This window comes from Streptomyces sp. NRRL F-6492 (assembly GCF_001280125.1).
Classification (GTDB): domain Bacteria; phylum Actinomycetota; class Actinomycetes; order Streptomycetales; family Streptomycetaceae; genus Streptomyces.
On the sequence record NZ_LGEG01000225.1, the window covers coordinates 71,074 to 90,328 of the forward strand.

The 19,255-nt window shown below is 73.7% G+C and carries 18 protein-coding genes and 2 pseudogenes; 12 read left to right on the top strand and 8 right to left on the bottom strand.

Translation table 11 applies throughout. The annotated features are described in order from the left end of the window. Window positions 1-333: 333 nt before the first annotated feature. Together ADL08_RS39030 and ADL08_RS21410 are read right to left on the bottom strand one after the other, a co-directional pair. Window positions 334-534: pseudogene (locus ADL08_RS39030) on the bottom strand (hypothetical protein); the annotation flags it as partial. Continuing rightward, a complete protein-coding gene (locus tag ADL08_RS21410) occupies window positions 531-1,841 on the bottom strand; it encodes a beta-ketoacyl-[acyl-carrier-protein] synthase family protein (RefSeq protein ID WP_053645395.1) in 1,311 nt (436 codons plus the stop codon). The pseudogene ADL08_RS39030 and the gene ADL08_RS21410, both read right to left, overlap by 4 nt. A gap of 166 nt (window positions 1,842-2,007) precedes the next feature. Here ADL08_RS21410 and ADL08_RS21415 point away from each other — a divergent pair, with 166 nt between their 5' ends. The 9 genes from ADL08_RS21415 to ADL08_RS21455 all read left to right on the top strand — a co-directional run bounded on the left by ADL08_RS21415 (window position 2,008) and on the right by ADL08_RS21455 (window position 11,235). Beyond that, window positions 2,008-2,769, top strand: coding sequence for a helix-turn-helix domain-containing protein (locus ADL08_RS21415; protein ID WP_063885332.1), 762 nt, complete (start codon window positions 2,008-2,010; stop codon window positions 2,767-2,769). 244 nt (window positions 2,770-3,013) lie between these two features. Continuing rightward, on the top strand, window positions 3,014-4,060 hold the full coding sequence (locus tag ADL08_RS21420) for a diiron oxygenase (RefSeq protein WP_078967922.1): 1,047 nt from the start codon (window positions 3,014-3,016) through the stop codon (window positions 4,058-4,060). Further along, complete coding sequence (locus ADL08_RS21425) at window positions 4,057-4,986, top strand: iron-sulfur cluster-binding domain-containing protein (RefSeq protein WP_078967921.1); 930 nt, start codon at window positions 4,057-4,059, stop codon at window positions 4,984-4,986. The genes ADL08_RS21420 and ADL08_RS21425 overlap by 4 nt, the downstream gene beginning before the upstream one ends. Window positions 4,987-5,051: 65 nt before the next feature. Continuing rightward, on the top strand, window positions 5,052-5,870 hold the full coding sequence (locus ADL08_RS21430) for an arylamine N-acetyltransferase family protein (RefSeq protein ID WP_053645403.1): 819 nt from the start codon (window positions 5,052-5,054) through the stop codon (window positions 5,868-5,870). Next, a complete protein-coding gene (locus ADL08_RS21435) occupies window positions 5,858-6,457 on the top strand; it encodes an RBBP9/YdeN family alpha/beta hydrolase (protein WP_063885328.1) in 600 nt (199 codons plus the stop codon). Before ADL08_RS21430 ends, ADL08_RS21435 begins: the two co-directional genes overlap by 13 nt. Beyond that, window positions 6,450-7,673 (top strand): MFS transporter, encoded by a 1,224-nt coding sequence (locus ADL08_RS21440; protein WP_063885329.1) that lies wholly within the window; start codon window positions 6,450-6,452, stop codon window positions 7,671-7,673. The genes ADL08_RS21435 and ADL08_RS21440 overlap by 8 nt, the downstream gene beginning before the upstream one ends. Further along, window positions 7,666-8,928 (top strand): ATP-grasp domain-containing protein, encoded by a 1,263-nt coding sequence (locus tag ADL08_RS38790; protein ID WP_053645407.1) that lies wholly within the window; start codon window positions 7,666-7,668, stop codon window positions 8,926-8,928. Before ADL08_RS21440 ends, ADL08_RS38790 begins: the two co-directional genes overlap by 8 nt. Window positions 8,929-9,059: 131 nt before the next feature. Further along, window positions 9,060-10,805: a hypothetical protein gene (locus ADL08_RS21450; RefSeq protein WP_053645409.1), complete on the top strand. Its 1,746-nt coding sequence runs from the start codon at window positions 9,060-9,062 to the stop codon at window positions 10,803-10,805. A gap of 214 nt (window positions 10,806-11,019) precedes the next feature. Further along, window positions 11,020-11,235 carry a DUF6243 family protein gene (locus ADL08_RS21455; RefSeq protein WP_053645411.1) on the top strand — a complete coding sequence of 72 codons (216 nt, stop codon included), beginning with the start codon at window positions 11,020-11,022 and terminating at the stop codon, window positions 11,233-11,235. Between the two features lie 90 nt (window positions 11,236-11,325). Here the strand turns inward: ADL08_RS21455 and ADL08_RS21460 are convergent, their stop codons facing one another. Continuing rightward, window positions 11,326-12,264, bottom strand: coding sequence for an alpha/beta fold hydrolase (locus ADL08_RS21460; protein ID WP_053645413.1), 939 nt, complete (start codon window positions 12,262-12,264; stop codon window positions 11,326-11,328). Window positions 12,265-12,391: 127 nt separating this feature from the next. Between ADL08_RS21460 and ADL08_RS21465 the strand changes: the two genes are divergently transcribed. Next, window positions 12,392-13,027 (top strand): TetR/AcrR family transcriptional regulator, encoded by a 636-nt coding sequence (locus ADL08_RS21465; RefSeq protein WP_053645415.1) that lies wholly within the window; start codon window positions 12,392-12,394, stop codon window positions 13,025-13,027. A 31-nt stretch (window positions 13,028-13,058) separates the two neighbouring features. Beyond that, window positions 13,059-13,511, top strand: coding sequence for a GNAT family N-acetyltransferase (locus tag ADL08_RS21470; protein ID WP_199837052.1), 453 nt, complete (start codon window positions 13,059-13,061; stop codon window positions 13,509-13,511). Between the two features lie 214 nt (window positions 13,512-13,725). On the opposite strand, the gene ADL08_RS21475 is transcribed toward ADL08_RS21470, so the two are convergent. The 4 genes from ADL08_RS21475 to ADL08_RS21485 form a co-directional block, all read right to left on the bottom strand. After that, window positions 13,726-15,702, bottom strand: coding sequence for a HEAT repeat domain-containing protein (locus tag ADL08_RS21475; protein WP_053645417.1), 1,977 nt, complete (start codon window positions 15,700-15,702; stop codon window positions 13,726-13,728). A gap of 415 nt (window positions 15,703-16,117) precedes the next feature. Continuing rightward, window positions 16,118-16,285 carry a hypothetical protein gene (locus tag ADL08_RS37670; protein ID WP_199837053.1) on the bottom strand — a complete coding sequence of 56 codons (168 nt, stop codon included), beginning with the start codon at window positions 16,283-16,285 and terminating at the stop codon, window positions 16,118-16,120. Between the two features lie 258 nt (window positions 16,286-16,543). Continuing rightward, entirely contained in the window at window positions 16,544-16,753 is a 210-nt protein-coding gene (locus tag ADL08_RS21480; protein ID WP_053645419.1) for a hypothetical protein, read from the bottom strand. 4 nt (window positions 16,754-16,757) lie between these two features. After that, a complete protein-coding gene (locus ADL08_RS21485) occupies window positions 16,758-17,309 on the bottom strand; it encodes a DUF5994 family protein (protein WP_053645421.1) in 552 nt (183 codons plus the stop codon). Window positions 17,310-18,197: 888 nt separating this feature from the next. Here ADL08_RS21485 and trhA point away from each other — a divergent pair. Continuing rightward, entirely contained in the window at window positions 18,198-18,839 is a 642-nt protein-coding gene (gene trhA / locus ADL08_RS21490) for a PAQR family membrane homeostasis protein TrhA (protein WP_078967923.1), read from the top strand. 265 nt (window positions 18,840-19,104) lie between these two features. Here the strand turns inward: trhA and ADL08_RS21495 are convergent. Further along, a pseudogene (locus ADL08_RS21495) lies at window positions 19,105-19,255 on the bottom strand (MerR family transcriptional regulator); the annotation flags it as partial.

Consider the following 19,255-nt stretch of genomic DNA (forward strand, 5'->3'; position numbering starts at 1 on the left):
CTCGGCCGCCCTGGAGCGGACCGCCCCGGAGCGGACCGTCCCGGAGGAGACCGCCCCGGACCGGATCGTCCCGGAGGACGCCGCTCCGGATCCTGCCGTCCCTGTCCCCGTCCCCGTCCCCGTTCCCGCCGGGGCGCCGGGAGGGCGCGGCCGTCCTACCGGTCCGCACCGTCCGCCGCTCCGGAACCCCCCTGGCGCGCCAGGACCTCGGCGACCCGTGGCGGGCGGTACGAGGGTCCCTTGAGGACCTTGCCGTCCTCGCGCAGGACGGGGGGCGAGCACGGCGTCGAGGTCCACGCCGTGGACGAGGGCCGTGCCGTACGCGAGGTAGACGACGTCGGCCAGTTCGTGCGCGATGTCCACGAGGCGGCCCGCCTCCGTCGCCTCCGCGACCTCGGCCACCTCCTCCTCCAGGAGCGCCTGGCGGTGCCGGGCCAGCTCCGGGGGGACGGCGGCCGGGCGGCCGGTGCCGGTGCCGAGGCCGAAGGCCCGGTGGAAGGCGCGGACCATGTCCTGGGGGGTGGGGGCGGTCATGCGGTCGTCCTTTCGCGACGCAGGGCGAGCACCGCGTTGTGACCGCCGAAACCGAAGGAGTTGCCGAGGACGACGTCGCCGGAGTCCGGCAGCGGCCGCGGCACGTGCGTGACCAGGTCCAGGGCGCAGGCGTCGTCGAGGTCGTCGCAGCCGATCGTAGGGGGGATCCGGCCGTGGTGGAGCGTGAGCGCGGCGGCCACGGCCGCCACCGCCCCGGCGGCGCCCTGGAGGTGTCCGATGTTCCCCTTCACGGCGGTCACCGGCACGTCCTCGTTCTCTCCGAGGACCCGGCGCAGGGCCGTCGCCTCCGCCAGGTCGCCCTCCACGGTGGCGGTGGCGTGCGCGCTGACGTGGACGACGTCGGCCGGTGCGGCGCCGGCGTCGGCCAGCGCCCGGCGCAGGGCGCGCACGATCCCGGAGCCGGTGGGGTCGGGCGCGACGATGTGGTGGGCGTCGGCGGACAGGCCCCAGCCGGCCGCCTCGCAGTAGATCCGCGCGCCCCGGGCCCGCGCGTGCTCCTCGGACTCCAGGACGACCGTGGCGGCGCCCTCGCCGTGCACGAAGCCGTCCCGGTCCTTGGCGAAGGGGCGCGAGGCCCGGGCGGGCTCGTCGTTGCGCGTGGACAGGGCCCGCATCGCGGCGAAGGCGCCCATCACGGCGGGCGTGACGGCGGCCTCCGTCCCGCCCGCCACGACCACGTCGAGGTGTCCGTACCGGATGCGGTCGATCGCCTGCCCGATCGCCTCGGTGCCGGAGGCGCACGCGCTGACGACGGTGCGCGCCTCGCCGGTGATCCGCAGGTCGAGGGAGACCTGGGAGGCCGCCTGGGAGGGGACGGTCATGGCGGCGGTGAGCGGGGGCACGCCCCGGGGCCCCCTGTCGCGCAGCCTCCGGTCCCCCTCGACCAGGACGGGGGCGCCGCCGATGATGGTGCCGAGGCAGACCCCCACCCGGTCCGGGTCGAGGCCGCTCTCCCCGGTCCCCGAGGGGGCGAGTCCCGCGTCCCGCCAGGCCTCGCGGGCGGCGACCACGGCGAATCGGGCGGCGCGGTTCATGCGCCGGGCCGCGGCCGGGGGCAGCTGCCCCGCGGGGTCCTCGGGCACGGTCGCGGCGATGCGCACGGGCAGGCCGGCGAACTCCTCGCCCTCCAGGGCCCGTACGCCGCTGCGGCCCTCCAGGAGCCCTTGCCAGAGCGCCGGGACGCCGGTGCCGAGCGGGGTGATCGCGCCGAGTCCGGTGATCACGACCCGGCGCGGTGTCGTCCGGGTCGCTCCGGACCGGCCGCCGGACGGGGACGGGTGGTGCATGGGGATCTGCTTTCCTGTTGTCGCAATCGCTCAACTCCGCCGCTTTCGGCGGCAGTTGAATACCATCAAAGCGATTCCCCGGATCTCCGCGCAAGGTGATGAGGCTCTCGTCACCTTTTTCGCGCGCGGTAGAATCGTGATCCATCGGGGGAGGGGATCGAAGAGCATGGAACTGCCGCAGCTCCTGCGTGCCTGGCGGATCGACGCGGGTGCGAAGCTCGGACGGGAAAGGGCGATTCCGCAGAAGGAAGTCGCCGAAATCATGGGCGTGAGCGAGCGCTGGTACCGAAGTCTGGAGGCCGGGGACTCCGTATCGCTTTCCAGTGACGTATTGGGACGGCTTTCCGCCGCACTCGTCCTGGGCCCCGACGAGCGGATGGTGCTTTACAGCCGTGCTCTCGCCGGCGCCGCCGGGATCGCCCTCGCGGACGAGACGGGCGAGACGGAGAGCCAGCTCGCGCTCCTGCACCTGGTCACGGCGCAGAGCGTTTTCCCGGCCTATCTCACCGACGGTTCCTGGAACATGCTGGGCTACAACACGCTCATGGCCGCCTGGTTCCCCTGGGTGCGCGAGCCGCACGCCAATCTCATGCGCTGGGCGCTGAACGACCCCTCAGCACGTGAGCAGATGATCGGCTGGCAGGAGCACGCGGAGGTGTACCTCGCGATGCTCCGGTTCGCCCTGGCCGCGAACGCCTCCCGTGACACCCCCCGCGCCGCCCCGCTCGGGGCGCTGCTCGACGGCGTGCTGCGGGACCCCGAGTGCCGCCGGCTGTGGGAGCGGAAGCCGAAGGTCGTCGCCTTCCGTCAGGGCCACCGGTACCGCCTCGACCTGCCGCACGTCTCGCCCGAGCGGATCACCGTGACCTCCCAGGTGCTTCTCCCCGCCTATCAACACGGCCTCCGCTGCGTCTTCCTGCTGCCGTAGGCCACACCCTACACACGGAATACCCGGTGTGAACCGGCAAGTTTTTGCCGGTTCCACCGTCGGCGACCGGCAATTTCCTGCCGGTCGCCTTTCCTTTTGTACCGCTTCGGCTTCCGTCAACTCCGCGAACTCGGACAACTCCGCCCGGCGGCAAACTTTTGCCGCTTGACGGCCACTTGACCCGCTGGCAGCATCCTGGTCCCACGAACCATTTTCGGACAATCCCGAAGGTTTAAACGAAGCAATGGCATTGCAATTTGCGAGTACGGCCAACCGGACCGTTCTCGCCCGCAGTCATCAGAAGCGCCTCGACCAGGTGTTCACCTCGGCGGAATACCAGCGGGCCGAATACCACGGAACCGAACACCGGCGAGCCGAATACCGCAGCCGTTTCCGCACCTGGGAGCGCGTCGCCACCGTCCGCAACAGCCCGATGCGGGCCCTGGAGGCCGACGGCGAGCTCTTCTTCAGCCCCGAACTCGTCCCCGCCCTCGCCCACCCGGTGCTCCGGCGCGCCGCACCGCACGTCCGCGAGACCGTGCTGATCCACCGCCTCTACGAGTACCTCCGGTTCACCATCGACCTGGAGCAGAGCGCGGTCATCCCGGTCACCGGGCACATCAGCCGCGGCATGTCCGGACTCGACCTGCCCGAGGCGATGCGCGCCGACGCGTTCAAGATCGTCACGGACGAGGCCTGGCACGCCCAGTTCACCTACGAGATCCTCCGGCAGGTCCGCGACCGCACCGGCGTCGCCCCCGCCCTCCCGGACGCGCCCACGTTCACCACCGAACTGGCCCGCGTCCACGACTCCCTGCCGCACGAGATCCGCGGCCTGGACGAGCTGCTCTTCGCCATCGTCAGCGAGACGCTCATCTCCTCCGTCCTGGAGGACCTGCCGCGCGACGAGCGGCTCCCCGAGGGGGTCCGCGAGATGGTGGCCGACCACGCGGTCGACGAGGCCAAGCACCACACGTACTTCTCGACGCTGCTGCGCCACCTGTGGCCCGCGATGACCCGGCGGGAGCGGGAGCTGGCGGGCCCGTACATCCCGCGTCTGATCTTCGCGTTCCTGGAGCCCGACTGCGCGAGCGCGGCCCTGGGCCTGCGGGCCTCCGGCCTGACGGCCCAGGAGGTCGAGGAGGTCATGACCGACGTGTACGCGCGGGACGGGATCGTGGCCGACGTGCGCCGCGGCGCCGCGCCCACCCTCCAGTACTTCCTCGAAGCGGGCGCGCTGGACCACGGCGCGACCCTGGAGGCCTTCCAGGAATCGGGGCTGGTCGCATGAGGACGGCCATGGTCCGCTCGGCGCACGCCCTGACGCCGACGGTCAGCCGGTACCGGCTCACCCGCCCGTACGGCGGCGAACCGCTCCCGGCCGCCGAGCCCGGCCAGCACGTCACGCTGCGCGTCGGGCCGCGCGTCAAGACCTTCACGGTCGTGGCCGCCGGCGCCGAGGGCTACGAGCTGGCGGTCCGCAACCGCCACCGGGGCGACCGGCGCGACCACCTCTCGCCCCGCCTGTACGCCGGCGCGACCGTCAAGGTCTCCGCGCCGGCCGGCCGGTTCACCGCCGGACACCCGGCCCCCTTCACGCACTTCCTGGCCGCCGGCGTGGGCGTCAACCCCGTCCTCGCGGTCCTGGCCGGCGGACGGCTGCGCGGCTGGACGCTCGTGTACGTCGACCGGGGCGCGGACGAGTTCCCCTTCCTCGACCGCCTGCGGGAACTGGCCCGGGACCAGGGCGGCACCGTCGTCACCCACGACACCGCGACCGGGGGCCGCCCGGACTGGGCCGCGACCGTCGCCGCGATCCCGGCGGACGGCGTCGTCGGGGCGTGCGGCCCGCCCGCGATGGTCGCGGCCGTGCGCACCGCCGCCGAAGAGACCCCGGGGGAAAGGCTGTTGATCACCGACGGGCCCGCCTCCGCCACGGGGGAGGTCGCGGAGTCCGTGGAGGTGGAGTGCGCGAAGTCCGGCGTCACCTTCGAGGCCACCCGGCACCAGCCGCTCCTCGACGCCCTCCACCGCAACGGCGTCGCCGTCCCCTTCTCCTGCCGCCAGGGCATCTGCGGGACGTGCGAGGTCGGGGTCCGCGCCGGGCGGATCGACCACCGCGACGAGGTGCTCACCGACGAGGAGAAGGCCGAGTCCGGCTACATGCTCCCGTGCGTCAGCAGGTCGATCGACCGCCGGCTCGTCCTCGACGTCTGACGCCCGTCCCCCACGCCCGACGCCCACCCCGCGGACCTCCACCCGCACCCACCGGGAAAGACCCCATGAACGACCTCATCTCCCGCTACACGGAACGGATCGGATTCGGCGGACCGCTGGAACCGACCCCCGCCTGCCTGCGACGGATCCACGAGGCGCACCTCTACCACGTCCCCTTCGAGAACTTCAGCATGCACCGCAACGCCGAGCGCGGCCTCACCGACGAGGTGCTCCACGAGGCGATCGTGGACGGCCGCCGGGGCGGCATCTGCTTCGAGACGGGGCGGCTGATGGGGCGGCTGCTCGACGCGTGCGGATTCGCGTACGGGATCCGGCTCGGCAGCGGCTGCGACCCGCACCCGACCCCGGCCACCCACCAGGTCTTCGTCGTCGAACTCGACGGCGAGCGCCTGCTCTTCGACATCGGCTACGGCGCCAGGGGCCCCCGGGGCGTCCTCCCGCTCGTGGACGGCGCGGAGCTGGCGCACCCGGCCCTCTCCACCCGGATCCGCCTCGACCGCGCCCCGGGCGCCCCGGTCTGGACGGTCTCGGTCAAGGAGCACGCGGTCGGAGCCGTCGACTGGCAGGACATCTACCGGTTCGTCGACGTCCCCGCCGCCGAACTCGACCTGGAGATGGCGCACTTCTACACCACGTCCTCCCCCCACAGTCTGCTCAACCGGCACAAGGTGGCGAGCATCCCCACCCCCGACGGCCGGGTGAGCGTACGGGACGGACACCTCACGGTCGTCGCGGACGGCCGCGGCACCACCACCCCCATCACCGAGGACGCGGAACTCCAGGAGGTGGTGAGCCGCCGCTTCGGCCTCACCGTCTCCCCGCGGGACCTCGGCCTCGAAAGGCAAGGACCATGCGCTTCCTGACCGTACCGGGCCACACCGGCTCCGGACCCGACCACTGGCAGACCCATCTGGAGAACACCTACGAGGGCTTCTCCCGCGTGGTCCAGGACGACTGGGAGGACGTCGACCGCGACCGCTGGGTCGCCCGGCTCGACGAGGCCGTGCGCGCCGTCGACGGCGAGGTCTTCCTCGTCGGCCACAGCTGCGGCTCCGTCACCGTCGCGCAGTGGGCCGCGACCCGCTTCGACGACCGGGTCACCGGCGCCCTCCTGGTCGCCCCGGCCGACGTCGAGGCCCCCGGCGCCCCGGACGCCATCCGGCCCCAGGCCCCACTGCCCGCCTCCGTACTGCCGCTGCGGACCCACCTCGTGGTCTCCGACGACGACCCGTTCCTGTCGGAGGACCGGGGCGCGGCGCTCGCGGCGGCGTGGGGCGCCACCGTCGAGGTCGTCCCCGGCGGCGGCCACCTGGCCACCCGGGACGGCTACGGGCCGTGGGACCACGTGGCGACCCTGATCGCGCGCCATTCCGGAGCCGTGCCGAAGCGACGGCCGGCCGCCTCGGGCACGGCGTCCGAGACGACCGAGGGACGTGCTCCCCTTGCGTAGCGAGCTCGCGGCGGTGCCCCGGCCCGTCTACTTCTACCTGGCCGCCTCGTTCTTCATGGGGCTCGCCAACACCGTCTTCGACGTGGTGTTCAACTTCTACCTCGCCGAGCGCGGCATCGGCGAGGGCGACGCGGGCGTGATCTACGCAGTGGCCACCGGCGCCATGGCGGTCGCGGTCGTCCCGCTCCTCCTCCTCGGCCGGTACGTCTCGCAGCGGGCTCTGCTCATCGGGGCGTCGGTGCTCTACACCCTGCCCTTCGCGGGCCTGCCGTTCGTGTCCTCGGTCGTCACCGCCTCCCTCGTCCTGAGCGCGATCCTCGCGGGCATGCTGGGCCTGCTCTCGGTGGGCAACGCGATCGCCGGCGCGCAGGTCCCCGCCTCCGGCCGCACCCGCCTGTTCAGCACCTTCTTCATCTGCTACCTGGGCGCGGGCGTCATCGGCTCCGCCCTGGTGTCGGGGATCAGCGGCCTGCTCGACATGAGCGACCTCGACGAGTACCGCTTCTTCCTGCTGCTCTCCTTCGCCGCGGCCTGCGTGATGCTGCTCCTGCGCCTCCCGTCGGCGCGCGAGGTCCCGCGCCCGGCGGCGGGGTCCGCGCAGGACCCGGCAGGCGCGGCGGGCGAGAAGCGCAACTTCCTCACCCTCTTCGTCGCGTCGGGCTTCCTGGGCGCGTCGATCGCGCTGTTCTTCCGCTTCGCGAACGTCCTGTTCGCCCAGATCTACGACATCCCGGTGAGCGACATCTCGCTGATCCTGGGCACCGACAAGATCGTCAGCATCTTCGGCGCCGTCTTCGCGCCGGTCCTGGTCAAGAAGTTCTCGCTCCGCCCGAGCGCCGCCTTCTTCGGCATGCTGGCCGTCGTCGGCCTGGTCCTCCAGACGTTCACGGTCCCGCTGGTCGTCTTCACCGTCCTGTACCTGCTGCGGCTGCTGTTCAACTACTGCCTGATGCCGCTGCTCGACACGGTCGCCATGTCCGGCTTCGCCCCGGCGCGCCAGATCGTCTCGATCGCCCTGCGGCAGTCCTCGTTCTACCTGGGCGGCGCCGTCGCGGCCGCCGTCTACGGAAGCCTCCTCGACGACGGGCGCTGGCAGGCGGCCCTGTGGGTCTCGGCGGGCTGCGCCCTGGTCGGCTCCCTGGCGATGACCCTGGTGCGGAACGCGGAGCCGGACCCGAAGACCGAGCGCGGGGGAAAGGTCCTGGAGCATGCCTGAGAACCCGGTCCTCGTGGTGGTGGACCCGTACTCCAGCGGCTCGGCCCTCGCCCGCCGGGCGAAGGAGCGCTACGGCCTGGACCCGGTCGCCGTCCTCACCTCGGACACCCTCCCGCCCGCCCTCCTGGCGACGTACCCGCGCGAGGACTTCACCGCGGAGCTCCGCTTCTCGACCGTCGGGCAGACGGCGGCGGAGGTCGAGCGGCTGTGCGGCGGACGCCGCCCGGACTTCCTCGTCTGCGGCTCGGAGCCGGGTGTGGAGGCGTACGACGCGCTGGCCGCCCACTGGGACATGCGCCCCAACACGGGCCCGTCGGAGGCGCGCCGGGACAAGTTCCTGATGCAGGAGCGGCTGCGCGCGGCCGGCGTCCCGCACATCCCGCACCACCGGGCCACCGACACGGAGTCCGCCGTCGCGTGGTGCCGGGGGAGCGGCCTGGCGGAGTTCGTCGTGAAGCCGACGCGGTCCTTCGCCACCGACGGGGTGTTCTTCTGCGCCACGCCGGAGGAGGTGCGGACCGCGTGCGACCGGCTCTTCGGCCGCGTCGACCTGGCCGGCGGGGTCATCACCGAACTCCTGGTCCAGGAACGGCTGGTCGGCCCGGAGTACGTGGTCGACTCGGTGTCCCTGGACGGGTCGCCGTTCGTCGTGAACATGTTCCGCTACACGAAGGAGACGATCGGCGGGACCCCGGTCTACCGCGCGATGACGGCGGTGGAGGTCGGCGACCACCCGGAGATCACGGACTACGTGGCACGGGCCCTCGCCGCCCTCGGCGTCGAGAACGGCCCGGCCCACAGCGAGCTCGTCCTCACCGGCCGGGGGCCGGTCCTCATCGAGACGGGCGCCCGCATGCACGGCGGCCTGGGCCCGGCCCTGGTCGAGCACGCCTCCAGCCACTCCCTGACCGACCTGACCCTGGCCTCCCGGGTGGCCCCGGAGGAGTACCGGGAGAGGACCCGGACGGCGCCCTCCCTCCACCGGGGCGTGGTCGAGTGCTTCCTCTTCTCCCCGGCGACGGGCACGGTGACGGCGAACCGCGTCGGGGAGGCCTGCGGGGAGCTGGACAGCTACCTGTTCGACACCTGCGCCCAGGCCCCCGGCGACCCCGTGGAGAAGACCACCGACCTGATCACCTCGTACGGCCGCGTGGTCCTGTCCCACGAGGACCCGGACACCCTGTCCCGCGACACGGCCCACGTCCTGGCCCTCGACCGCGGGGGCGAACTCCTGGACGTACGGCCGCGGGGCTGACCCTCCGCCGGTCCCGGCCCGCCCTTCCGCACCGGCGTGGGGGCGCTGTCAGTGCGCACTGCCAGTATTTCTTCCCCTCGGTTTCGCGGAAGCCGGAACCGGGGCCGCGGCGGAAGGTGGAGGAGGAAGACATGGCGGGCCTTCTGAACGCCCTCGTACAGGCACGGCGTTCCGGCCGGGGGAGCCCGGCGGCGGTTCCCCCGCAGAGGGGCGGATCCGGGACGGGCGGCGCCGACCCCGGCCCGCCCGACGGCGGGGGCGCCCCGGCGGACGGGGCGCTCACCGCCGCCACCCAGCGCGTCCGGCTGATCGTCGAGGGGCCCGACGACCCCGACGAGACGGAGCGCGCGGTCGAGGCCCTCGGCTCGCAGCCGGGCTGGAGGGTGCGGCCCGCGCAGGCGCGCGACAGGGTGGCGGTCGCGGACGGGCGCGCCGTCCTGGTGGTGGACGCCCTCGCGTACGGTCAGCGCAGGACGGCGGTCGACGCGGTGCGGGCGCAGGTGACCCGTCTGCTCAGGAGACCTCCGGTCGGCTTCCGGATCCGTGAGGCCAGGCTCGTCCGGTACGAGGAGGAGCGGGACACCACCCTGGTCCGGGTGGTGCGGCGGACACCGCCGGGCGCCGGGAGGTTCCGCCGCTGGCTCGGACGCCACGCGGAGGCCCTGGGCGGGGCCGACACGGGCCACGTGCTGACCGTTCCGCGCCTCCCCGGGGAGGACGCCGAGCAGCTGAAGGCCAGGGTGAAGGCGCGGTGGGCGGACCTCACCCACGGGGCCGAGGCGTTCGACGACGACCTCCACGACCTCCGTCTGTCCGTCGGCCCCCGGCCCGAGTCCGGGACCGGGACCGATCCCGGTCCGGATCCGCAGCCGGTGGAACCGCCGTCGCCGTCGCGCGCCCGGCTTCGGCGCTTCCGGTCGGTGGCGTTGCCGTTCCTCGCCGTGCCCGTCCCCCTGGCGTCCGCCTGGGTGCTCGCCTCGTTCTCCTCGCCGTGGCGGTTCCTGGTCCTGCTGGCGCCCCTCGCGGCCCTCGGGCCGGTGGGCTACTGGGTCACGTCGAACGAGCCCCGGCCCCGGCTGCTGCGCCTCGCGTGCGGGGCGATCGTCGTGGGCGGCTTCACCTGGGTGACGTACGAGTGGCTGGTGAACAGCCCCGCCGGCTTCGGAGCCCAGCTCCTGGGCCTCGGCCAGGGACTGCTGATCCTGGCGACCGCGGTCGGCTGCTGGCACGCCTTCTCCCGCTCGTGGCTGAGCCGCCACATCCTGCTGCTCCTGCCCGTGCTCCTCGCGCCGCTGCCGTTCGTCCTCCCCTGGGTCGGCTCCTTCCTCCACACCGCCTATCTCGAAGAGGCGCTGGGGATCCCCGAACCCGCCGTGCACGTCTCCTTCTACTGGCGCTACTTCGTGGCCCTGAAGCCGGTGGTGCTGACCCTGGCGATCACGCTGCTCTTCGTGGCCTTCTACGGGTGGGCCAAGTACTTCAACCTGCACATCTCCCAGGGCGTCATGATGAACGGGACGTTCCCCCTCCTCGTCCTGGTCGCCGTCCTCGGCATGGCGGACCTGACCCTGAAGGAGGCCCGGGCCGCCGCGGAGCGCGCGTACCTGGCCGCGACCAGGGGGGAGGACCCCCCGTCCTACTTCGGCGTCGACGGTCGGCTGGTGTGCGTGCGGCCGGTCGAGCCGGGCAAACCGGTCTCCGTCCACCCGGGTCCGCTCCCGACGGGCCGGCCGGTCCTGGCCTTCCCCCGGGAGGGCGGCGACCTGTGGGTCTGGGACCCCTCCCCCGGCCGGGGCCCCCTCTCCACCGACCACGCCGTGCGCATGCGGGCCGAGGACGTCTCCCTCTACCCGGCGACCGGTACGACGTGCCCGTGACGCGGCCACGCCCCGGGCGGGCGCCGGCCGCCGGGGCGGCGGAAAGCCCGGCGCGGGGGGCCGGCGGAACCGGGTAACGTCCTTGTCATGTTCTTCCAGACGCCGATTTACGAGTAAGAGCGCGGCGGGCCCCGCCGACGTCCTCCGACGCCGCCGCGCCCGTCCCCCACCGACGGATCCGTAGATCACCCCCACCTCACCACCGGGAGAACCCGTGACCGACAGCAAGAACATCAACAACCCCGTGGGCCAGGGCGGCGGCCAGCGCAAGAAGCTGTCCCGCGCCGAACGGCAGGCCAACGGTCCGCACCGCAACCTCGACCGCCGGAACGCCGCCGACCAGAAGGCGGAGCTGGTGCGCAAGATGCGCGAGAAGACCCGCCCGGCCGGGGCCGCCGGAGAGACGGACGACGACGCCGCGCGGAACTGACGCGCCGCCGCCCCGGCCCCGCCTACGCCCCGGCCCCGCCTACGCGCCGGTCCCGCCTACGCCCCGGTCCCGCCTACGCGCCGGTCCCGCCTACGCCCCGGCCGCGGCGGGGCCGGGGGAGTCGACGTCCTCCATGAAGGACAGCATCCGGGCGTTGACCACGTCGGGGTGGTCGATCTGCGGGCCGTGCCCGGTCGCGGTGATGATCTCGGCGCGGGCTCCGGGGACGAGGCGCGGTACGCGTTCCAGCTGGCGCTCGGGGTGCACGAGCAGGCTGTGCTTGCCCATGATCACGTAGAGCGGGGTCCGGATGGACCGCAGCGCGTCCTCGGTCAGCGGCTGCGGCGCGGGGCGGCGGATCCGGTAGGCGCGGGCGCCGAGCCGGATCCACGCGCGCATCTCGGGGACGGCGATGACCGGCTGGTCCAGCCACTTGGCGAGCCGGGGGCGCAGCGCCTTCGGGGCGGAGGTGGCGAGCAGGCTCACGAAGATCCAGGCGAAGAAGCGCGGGCCGACCTTCTCCAGGCCGCCGGGGTCGAGGGCGGTGACCGAGGCGAGCCGTCCGGGCATCCGGTGCGCCTGGTTGAGCACCAGCCAGCCGCCGTAGGAGGAGCCGACGAGGTGGACCCGGTCGAGGCCCAGCGCGTCGAGGGCCTCGTCCATCCACCGCGCGGCGCGCTCGGGCTGCCACATCGGCTCGCGGTGGACGCTGCGGCCCGCGTCGCCCGGGGTGTCGAGGGCGTAGACGGGCCGGTCGAGGCTGAGTCCGGGGGTGTTGGGGTACCACATCGCCGAGCTGTAGCCGGCGCCGTGGATCAGGACGATCGGCGTCCGGGACTCGCCGGTGGGGTCCGTGGGCCCGTACCGGTAGACGTGGGTGGTGCCGAAGCTCGTCTCGACGTCCGTCTCGGAGCGGACGGGTGCCCCCATCGCGTAGAGGACGTCGGCGGCGGCGAAGAAGCGGTCGCGCAGGGCGTCGTCGACGTAGCGGCCGACATCGCGGCGTACGCGGGCGGTGGACTCGGGCACGGCGGCACCTCCTGGGGAGCTCCCTCGTTCGTGGTACGACCGTATCATCAATGTGGTACATCGGTATCATGAAAGGGTCCGGGCGGCCGGACGCGACCCCACCACCGACGGGCGGAGATACGGGAACATGCCGAAGCGCGTGGATCACGAGGAGCGGCGCGCCCAGATCGCCGAGGCGCTCGTCCGGGTCGCGGGACGGCGCGGGCTGCACGCCGTCGGCATGCGCGACGTGGCCGCGGAGGCCGGCGTCTCGCTCCGGCTCGTGCAGTACTACTTCGAGACCAAGGAGAAGCTCCTCTTCTACGGCCTCCGCCACCTGACCGGCCGCTTCACCGCGAGGGTGGGCGCGCGCCTGGCCGCCGTCGGCCCGGACCCGGGCCCGCGCGCCACGGTGGAGGCGCTGCTGCTGGCCTCGCTGCCGACCGACGAGGAGAGCCGCACGTTCCACCTGCTGTACAGCTCCTACGCGATCCTCTCCGTGACCGACGGGGCGCTGGCCGCGCAGCCCTTCGTCGACAGCCCCGACGCCGCGGAGGACGTCCTGACCGGACTCCTCGAACAGGCGCGGGAGACCGGCCTGGCCGACCCGGACACCGACGCGCGCACGGAGGCGATCAGCCTGCTCGCGATGACGGCGACCCTGGGCACCGGCATCCTGGTGGGCCAGCGGAGCCCGGAGTCGGCGATCGCGGTGCTCCGCCACCATCTGGACCGGATCTTCACGGCCCCCGGGCCGTCCGAGCGGGAAACGGGAGCGAACTGACGTGTCACGCACCACCAGGGAGGGTTCCGGCGTGTTCGTAGCGACGGAGGAGGCGTTCGATCCGGCGGAGATGCTGGAGCTCTACGCGTCGGTCGGATGGGAGGGCTACACCCGCGACGTCGACCGGCTCTGCCGGGGCCTGGCCAACTCCCACCTGGTCGTCACGGCACGGGACGGCGAGGGAACGCTCCTCGGCCTGGCCCGGACGATCTCCGACGACGAACACGTCTGCTACGTCCAGGACGTCGTCGTCCACCCCGCCCACCACCGGCGGGGCGTCGGCCGGGCCCTGGTCGAGCACCTCAAGCGCCGGTACTCGCACTGCCGCTTCTTCCTCCTGTCCACGGACCACGAGTCGACGGAGGAGGGCAGACGCAACCACGCGTTCTACCGGAGCCTGGGCTTCCTGTCCTACGAGGAGAAGGAGATGGCCGGCTTCGGCCTCCCCAGGAACCGCCCCGACCCGCGCGCTACGACGCCCTGACCGGACCGGCCGACGCGGAGGCCCGGGCCCACCGGCCCGGGGCCCTGCGGCACGGCCCCTCGCCGTGCCGCTCCCCTCGCCATGCCGCTCCCCTCGCCGCTCTCCGGTCCGGCGGGATCCTTCCTGACGCCCACGACGAATCCCGGACCGCCGCCCACGGCCTTCCCGACGCTCCTCGGAAAGCCCCTCGGACTTCCCGGGTGGGGCGCTCGCCTCAGGCGGATGCCGCGTCGAGCAGCTCCCGCACGGCGGAACGGATGTCCTCGTCCTGGGTGAAGCCCCGCCAGCCGCCGTTGGACCGCAGCCGCCGGTCGTGGGTGGTGACGCCGCGCAGGAGGTCCGCGGCGGGTCGGGCCGCGTGCCCGATCCGGGCCAGGTGCCGCACCGCGGGGAGCACGACCGGCAGACAGGTCCCCTCGGCCAGGTCGCGCACGACCGCCGTCAGGACGGGAACGGTGTTCTCGGTGTCGCCGGTGGCGGCCCACAGCGCGTGCGCGGCCTCGACGCGGGTCCAGGGGTCGGTGTCCGCGGTCATCGCCCTGAGCCGGTCCGCATGGGGTGCGGCATGCGCGCCCAGGCCGGCGAGCCTGCGCAGCTCCGGATGCCGGATCCGCTGCTCGGCGAGGGCGCGGCCGAGGACCTCGAGGGCCGGTCCGGGTTCGCCGCAGACCCTCCAGTACGCCCAGGCCGCGAGCTCTGCGCGCGGCTCGTCGGGACGTACTCGGGACAGCAGCGGGTCCCCCGCCCCGGCCCCGTCCCTTCCGATCCCGGCCAGGGCCGTCGCCGCCGCACTCCAGGTCCGGTCGTCCTCCAGCAGGCCGAGCAGCCGTGGAACGGCCTTCGCCGCCGCCGGTCCCCACTCGGCGAGCGTCTCGCAGATCCGGTGGAGCGGCCGGTCGTCCGTGAGGGCGCCGATCCGATCGCAGATCGCCGGAAGGAGCGCGTCGGCGTGGTCCGGGAGGTGGCGCAGCACCTCGGGGAGCGAAGGGAGGCCGACGTGATGCCACTCGCTCGCGGGGTGGTAGGCGGAGTGCGACGCGAAGCCGGACCGTGCGCCGACGATGAGTTCGATCAGGCCCGGAAGACAGCGTGGATCGTTCATCCGGGCCAGCGCCCACAAGGCGGCCTCACCCACGCTCTCCCGTCTTTGCGTGGCGCGGACCGCGCCGTCGGTCAGCAGGGAGGCGGCCCCGTCCGCGTGGGCGGCGGCAGCCGGGCCGAGGCAGGCCAGCAGCTCGACGGCGCGGAAACGGGCCTCGGCGACGGGGTCGTCCAGCCGTCCGACGAGGCGCGGCAGAAGGGGAGCAGCCGGTGAGCGCCATCGGGACAGCAGCGCGCCCGCCTGGGCCAGGGCGGCGATCCGCTGTTCGTCGTCGTGATGGTCCGCCAGCACTCCGAGCGTGAAGTCGGGGGCCGGCCCGGCGAAGAGTTCCGACGTCCAGTGGTGGACACCCAGCACTCCGGCCTGCACCGAACTGGTGTGGTGCCACAGCTCGACGCTCGGGTCCCGCACCGCTTCGAGCACGTCGTCCAGCCGTCGGGCGGGAAGACCGGGGTCGGCCGGGGCCAGCGCGTGCACCGCCGCCAGGCGGAGCTGCGGCTGAGGAGCGTCGAGCAGTCCGTGGAGCAGGCCGAAGGCCTCGGCGCCGCATGCACCGGCCGGCGCACGCAGAGCGGCCCGGCCCAGGGCGAGGACCAGTTCGAGGCGGGTCGCCGGATCGGCCTCCGCCTCCCAGGACCGGAGCAGCCCGGGAAGGACCAGTTCGCCGGGGTCGTCGCAGGCCCCGAGCACATCGGCCGCGGCTCGCCGGATCTCCGGCTCGGGATCGTCCAGCAGCCGCAGCAGCTCGGGCAGGGCCCGCCCCCACGCCGGCGCCCAGCCCGGATCGAGGAACCGGGCCTCGGCCCGCCCGGCTTCCGCCACCAGCAGCGCCACCGTCTCCAGCAACGCGCAGCGGCTCGAGACCTGTGGCGTCGCAGCCAGGCGCAGTACGAAGGGCAGCGCGGCCGACGCGGCGGAACAGACCCGACCACCTTGATGGAACAGCAGGTTGAGCAACTCGGACGAGGCGTACTCGGCGTCGTCCGGATCCGGACCGGCACACCGGCGGAGCAGTTCCGGCACATCCTCGGCGGAACCGTAGTTGTGCCTCAGCCCGGCCCAGTCGACCGCGTCCACCCCCACCCACATGCGCGCGACCCTACCGCCCGCCGAACCATGCCGCTCGGCCGTCCCCGGCCCTGCGCCGGGGGATCACCGGCGGGTCGGCGGGCGACCGTGGAGGAGGCTGACGGGCGCGCGGACGACGACGGAGCCCCAGGCCTCTGACCTGGAGCTTCGTGCGAAGAGCGGATGACGGGAAGCGAACCCGCGCCATGGGACGGCTTTTTCGGCACTCCCGGGACGCTCCTGTCGACCGCTGTCCACCGCCTTGCAGGGCACGGCCGGGGCACGGTGCCGGAGAAGAACGGGACGCGGTGGCCGGGCGGCTCCCCGGAGGGGGATCGGGACGGGTGCGGAACAGCGGTCGTCACCTGCGCGTGTCCCGCGGAAGGGCGATCACGCGCGCTCGGACCTACCTGAACGCCGACGGTCGGGAAGGGGCTCAGTGTGCCGGGCGCCGGCGGTGCAGCATCGATCTCGCGGCGAGGCAGAGGACATCGGCGATGAGGAGGAGCGTGCCGATGGAGGCCAGGTACAGCATGCCGTCGACGGTCGCGCCGATGACGATCAGCGCGATCGCGGCGATCAGCAGGAGAGGGAGGAGAACCATGGTGTGCCTCGGTTCGTGGATGCGGGAACCCCACGGCGGCGGTCGTCACAACGGCCCCGGCGCATTCACTCCGCCAGGGCCGCCCTTCCGGATCGCCGCACGTGAGAGTGCTCGATCCTGGTTCGATCGTACGGCTTCGGGCCGGTCGGGGCCAGAAGGGGAGCGGGCCGCCGGGTGCGGCGTCCCGGGGGCCGGGTGCCGGGTGCCGGGTGTCGGGTGCAGCGCCCGCGGCCTTCGGCCGGAGGAGCGGTTCGAGGATCAGGGCCGGATGCCCGTGCGCCCGCGGCCGGGTGCCTGTCCCGACGAACTGCGGGGGCTGTGGCCGGGTGGCCGGGCGACGGCCGGGAAGGGGGCGCTGAAGCGGTGGGCCGCGATGCGCGCGTCGTGCTGGGCGTTGAGCCGGTGGATCAGGAACAGGCCGAGCACGATCAGGACGGCGCCCGCCGCGAGCGTGATCAGGATCTCCACGTCGTCACCTCCGCACGGTTCCCGGCAGGGAGATCATCCTTGCCCCGGCGGCCGGGTGACGGAGGGGCGGCGAGGCGGCCCCGCCGTCGGTCTCCCAGGAGTCCTCGCGGCCTCGGGCGTCCCGCGCGCCGCGGCCGGCCGTGACTTCGCCGGACATCAGCGCGCCGGCGGTGAGGGCGCCGCCGGGTGCGGCGGCGGCGTCCATCAGCCGGGCCGCCGCGTCGGGTTCGGTCCCGGGCGGGACCACCAGCAGGTCGCAGCGGCCGACGGCGTAGGAGAGCAGGATCATCTTGTCCGGATCCTGTTCGGTGAACCAGCCCACGTGCACGGTGTGCCCGGTGGCGGGAACCTTGTGCGGGACGACGGGCCAGCGGGTGGGATTCACCGTGACGCGCGTGATGCGCCCGAAGCGGCTCTCCAGCGCGCCGACCAGTGAGGGGAGTTCGGCCGCGAGATCGCGTGAGCGGGGCCACCAGGCACCGTCCAGCAGGCCGATGGGGGTGGTCCCCGGAGTCAGGGTCAGACGTGCCGGGAGCGGCGGAGCGACGGTGGTCATGATCGCGGATCCGTTCCCGGGCCGCTCCGCGGAGCGGCCCAGTGTCGTGATCGCCGGAAACGACGTCCGCGTGGGAGCGGGTGTACGAGTTACTCCCGGTAATCCCAGCCTACTCCGCCCCGTGGCCGGACGAGCGGTTCCCGGCGCATGAGTTTCCGACGCAGGGGTTTCCCGGCGCGGGGGTTTCCCGCCGCAGGGGTTTCCGACCGAGGGCGTCGTTCGGTCGGCGGACGCGCGGGGTGCCGTGAGGCCGTGGTGACGTCGCACCGGCCGTGGCGTGTCGGCGGTCCCGTGCGGGTGGACGGTCCGCCACGGCGGAACCCGGCACCTCCCCTTCCGCGGAAGCCCCGTGCCGACGGGCTCCACCGAGCGGTGGAGCCCGGCGTGTTCCCGCTCCGGCCGCGGGCGACGCCCTCCGCGGGACCGGAACCCGTCGCGCGGACCGCACGACGAAGCCCCGGGTCCCCGACCCGGGGCTTCGCGGAAGAGCGGAGGACGGGAACCGGACCCGCGCCACAAGCCCGGGAGCCACGCGGCACGTGAGCCGGCGGGTGGTGCCCGGCCCGAGGAGACGAGGGGCGCGAGCCCTTGCCCGGACCGCCCCCCCCGTGCGGCGGGGCGGGCTCCAGGGATCTTCTCCGGTCAGGTCCCTAACATGTGCACATGGTTGCCCGCGATGCCCGACGGTCCGGTTCGGTACGGGGGGAAGCGGCGTCCCGAGGCGACGTCGAAGCCGGCGGTGGCTCTTCCGCACCGGCGGTCACGGGGCACGGGCCGGCCGGCCCCACCACCGGATCGCGTCACGACGGCCCCACCACCGGATCGCGTCACGACGGTCCCGCCGAGGACGCCCGTCCCGTCGCCGGTCCGGCCGAGGCGGCCGCCGACCTGGCGGAACAGGTCAAGCCGAGGCTGCGCGGCTGGCTCCACGCCGGCATGGTCCCCGTGTCGCTGGCGGCGGGCATCGTCCTGATCTGCCTGGCGGGGACGCCGCGGGCCGTGCTGGCCTGCACCGTGTACTCCGTCACGGCCTGGCTGCTGTTCGGGACCAGCGCCGTCTACCACCTCGGCACCTGGGGGCCGCTCGGCGAGGCCGTTCTGCGTCGCCTCGACCACGCCAACATCTTCCTGATCATCGCCGGCACGTGCACTCCGCTCGCCGTCCTCCTGCTCTCCCCCGACCAGTGGTCCGTCCTGTTGTGGATCGTGTGGACGGGCGCTCTGGCCGGCATCGCTTTCCGTGTCCTGTGGGTCGGGGCCTCCCGTTGGCTGTACACCCCCTGCTACCTGGCCCTGGGATGGGCACCCGTGCGGTACCTGCCCGACTTCCTGCACAGTGGCGGGGCGGCCGTGGTCTCCCTGATCGTGACCGGCGGCCTTCTCTACAGCGCGGGCGCGGTCGTCTACGCCCTCCGGCGCCCCGACCCCGCCCCCCGCTGGTTCGGCTTCCACGAGGTCTTCCACGCGCTGACCGTGGCGGCCTTCGCCGCACACTGCGCGGCCGTCTTCCTCGCCGTCCACCGGTCATGACGCTCCGCCGGGAGCCCGACCGCACCCAGGGGCCCCGGGTGCCGGGGCGCCCCGTCGGCGTACGAGGACGACGACCGAGCGCACGGACCCGGCCGCGCCGGGGAGGGTCCTTCAGTACGGCGGAGGGGCCCGCTCGGGGCGCGGATCAGCCCCTACGGCGCCGGCCGGTCGAGGGCGGACCTCACGCGGACACGTGCGCCCGAGTCGTCCTGCGTCGGGCCCCGGCCACCTCCACGGGTCGGTGAGGGCGACGGGTGAACCCGCCTCAGTCGGAGACCGGCGGCTCGGCCGTTTCGGCGGCGCGGCGGTATTCGGCGTTGATGCGCTGGGCTTCTTCGAGCTGGTCCTCGAGGACGATGATGCGGCAGGCGGCCTCGACGGCGGTGCCCTGGTCGACGAGTTCGCGGGCGCGTGCG

What these genes read in the sequence shown, in the direction of transcription:
- ADL08_RS21485 (WP_053645421.1), bottom strand. Translation starts at nt 17,309, where the DNA reads ATGACCACCGTCGCTCCGCCGCTCCCGGCACGTCTGACCCTGACTCCG.
- ADL08_RS21465 (WP_053645415.1), top strand. Translation starts at nt 12,392, where the DNA reads ATGCCGAAGCGCGTGGATCACGAGGAGCGGCGCGCCCAGATCGCCGAG.
- ADL08_RS38790 (WP_053645407.1), top strand. Translation starts at nt 7,666, where the DNA reads ATGCCTGAGAACCCGGTCCTCGTGGTGGTGGACCCGTACTCCAGCGGC.
- ADL08_RS21425 (WP_078967921.1), top strand. Translation starts at nt 4,057, where the DNA reads ATGAGGACGGCCATGGTCCGCTCGGCGCACGCCCTGACGCCGACGGTC.
- ADL08_RS21410 (WP_053645395.1), bottom strand. Translation starts at nt 1,841, where the DNA reads ATGCACCACCCGTCCCCGTCCGGCGGCCGGTCCGGAGCGACCCGGACG.
- ADL08_RS21420 (WP_078967922.1), top strand. Translation starts at nt 3,014, where the DNA reads ATGGCATTGCAATTTGCGAGTACGGCCAACCGGACCGTTCTCGCCCGC.
- ADL08_RS21415 (WP_063885332.1), top strand. Translation starts at nt 2,008, where the DNA reads ATGGAACTGCCGCAGCTCCTGCGTGCCTGGCGGATCGACGCGGGTGCG.
- ADL08_RS21430 (WP_053645403.1), top strand. Translation starts at nt 5,052, where the DNA reads ATGAACGACCTCATCTCCCGCTACACGGAACGGATCGGATTCGGCGGA.
- ADL08_RS37670 (WP_199837053.1), bottom strand. Translation starts at nt 16,285, where the DNA reads ATGGTTCTCCTCCCTCTCCTGCTGATCGCCGCGATCGCGCTGATCGTC.
- ADL08_RS21450 (WP_053645409.1), top strand. Translation starts at nt 9,060, where the DNA reads ATGGCGGGCCTTCTGAACGCCCTCGTACAGGCACGGCGTTCCGGCCGG.
- ADL08_RS21475 (WP_053645417.1), bottom strand. Translation starts at nt 15,702, where the DNA reads ATGTGGGTGGGGGTGGACGCGGTCGACTGGGCCGGGCTGAGGCACAAC.
- ADL08_RS21435 (WP_063885328.1), top strand. Translation starts at nt 5,858, where the DNA reads ATGCGCTTCCTGACCGTACCGGGCCACACCGGCTCCGGACCCGACCAC.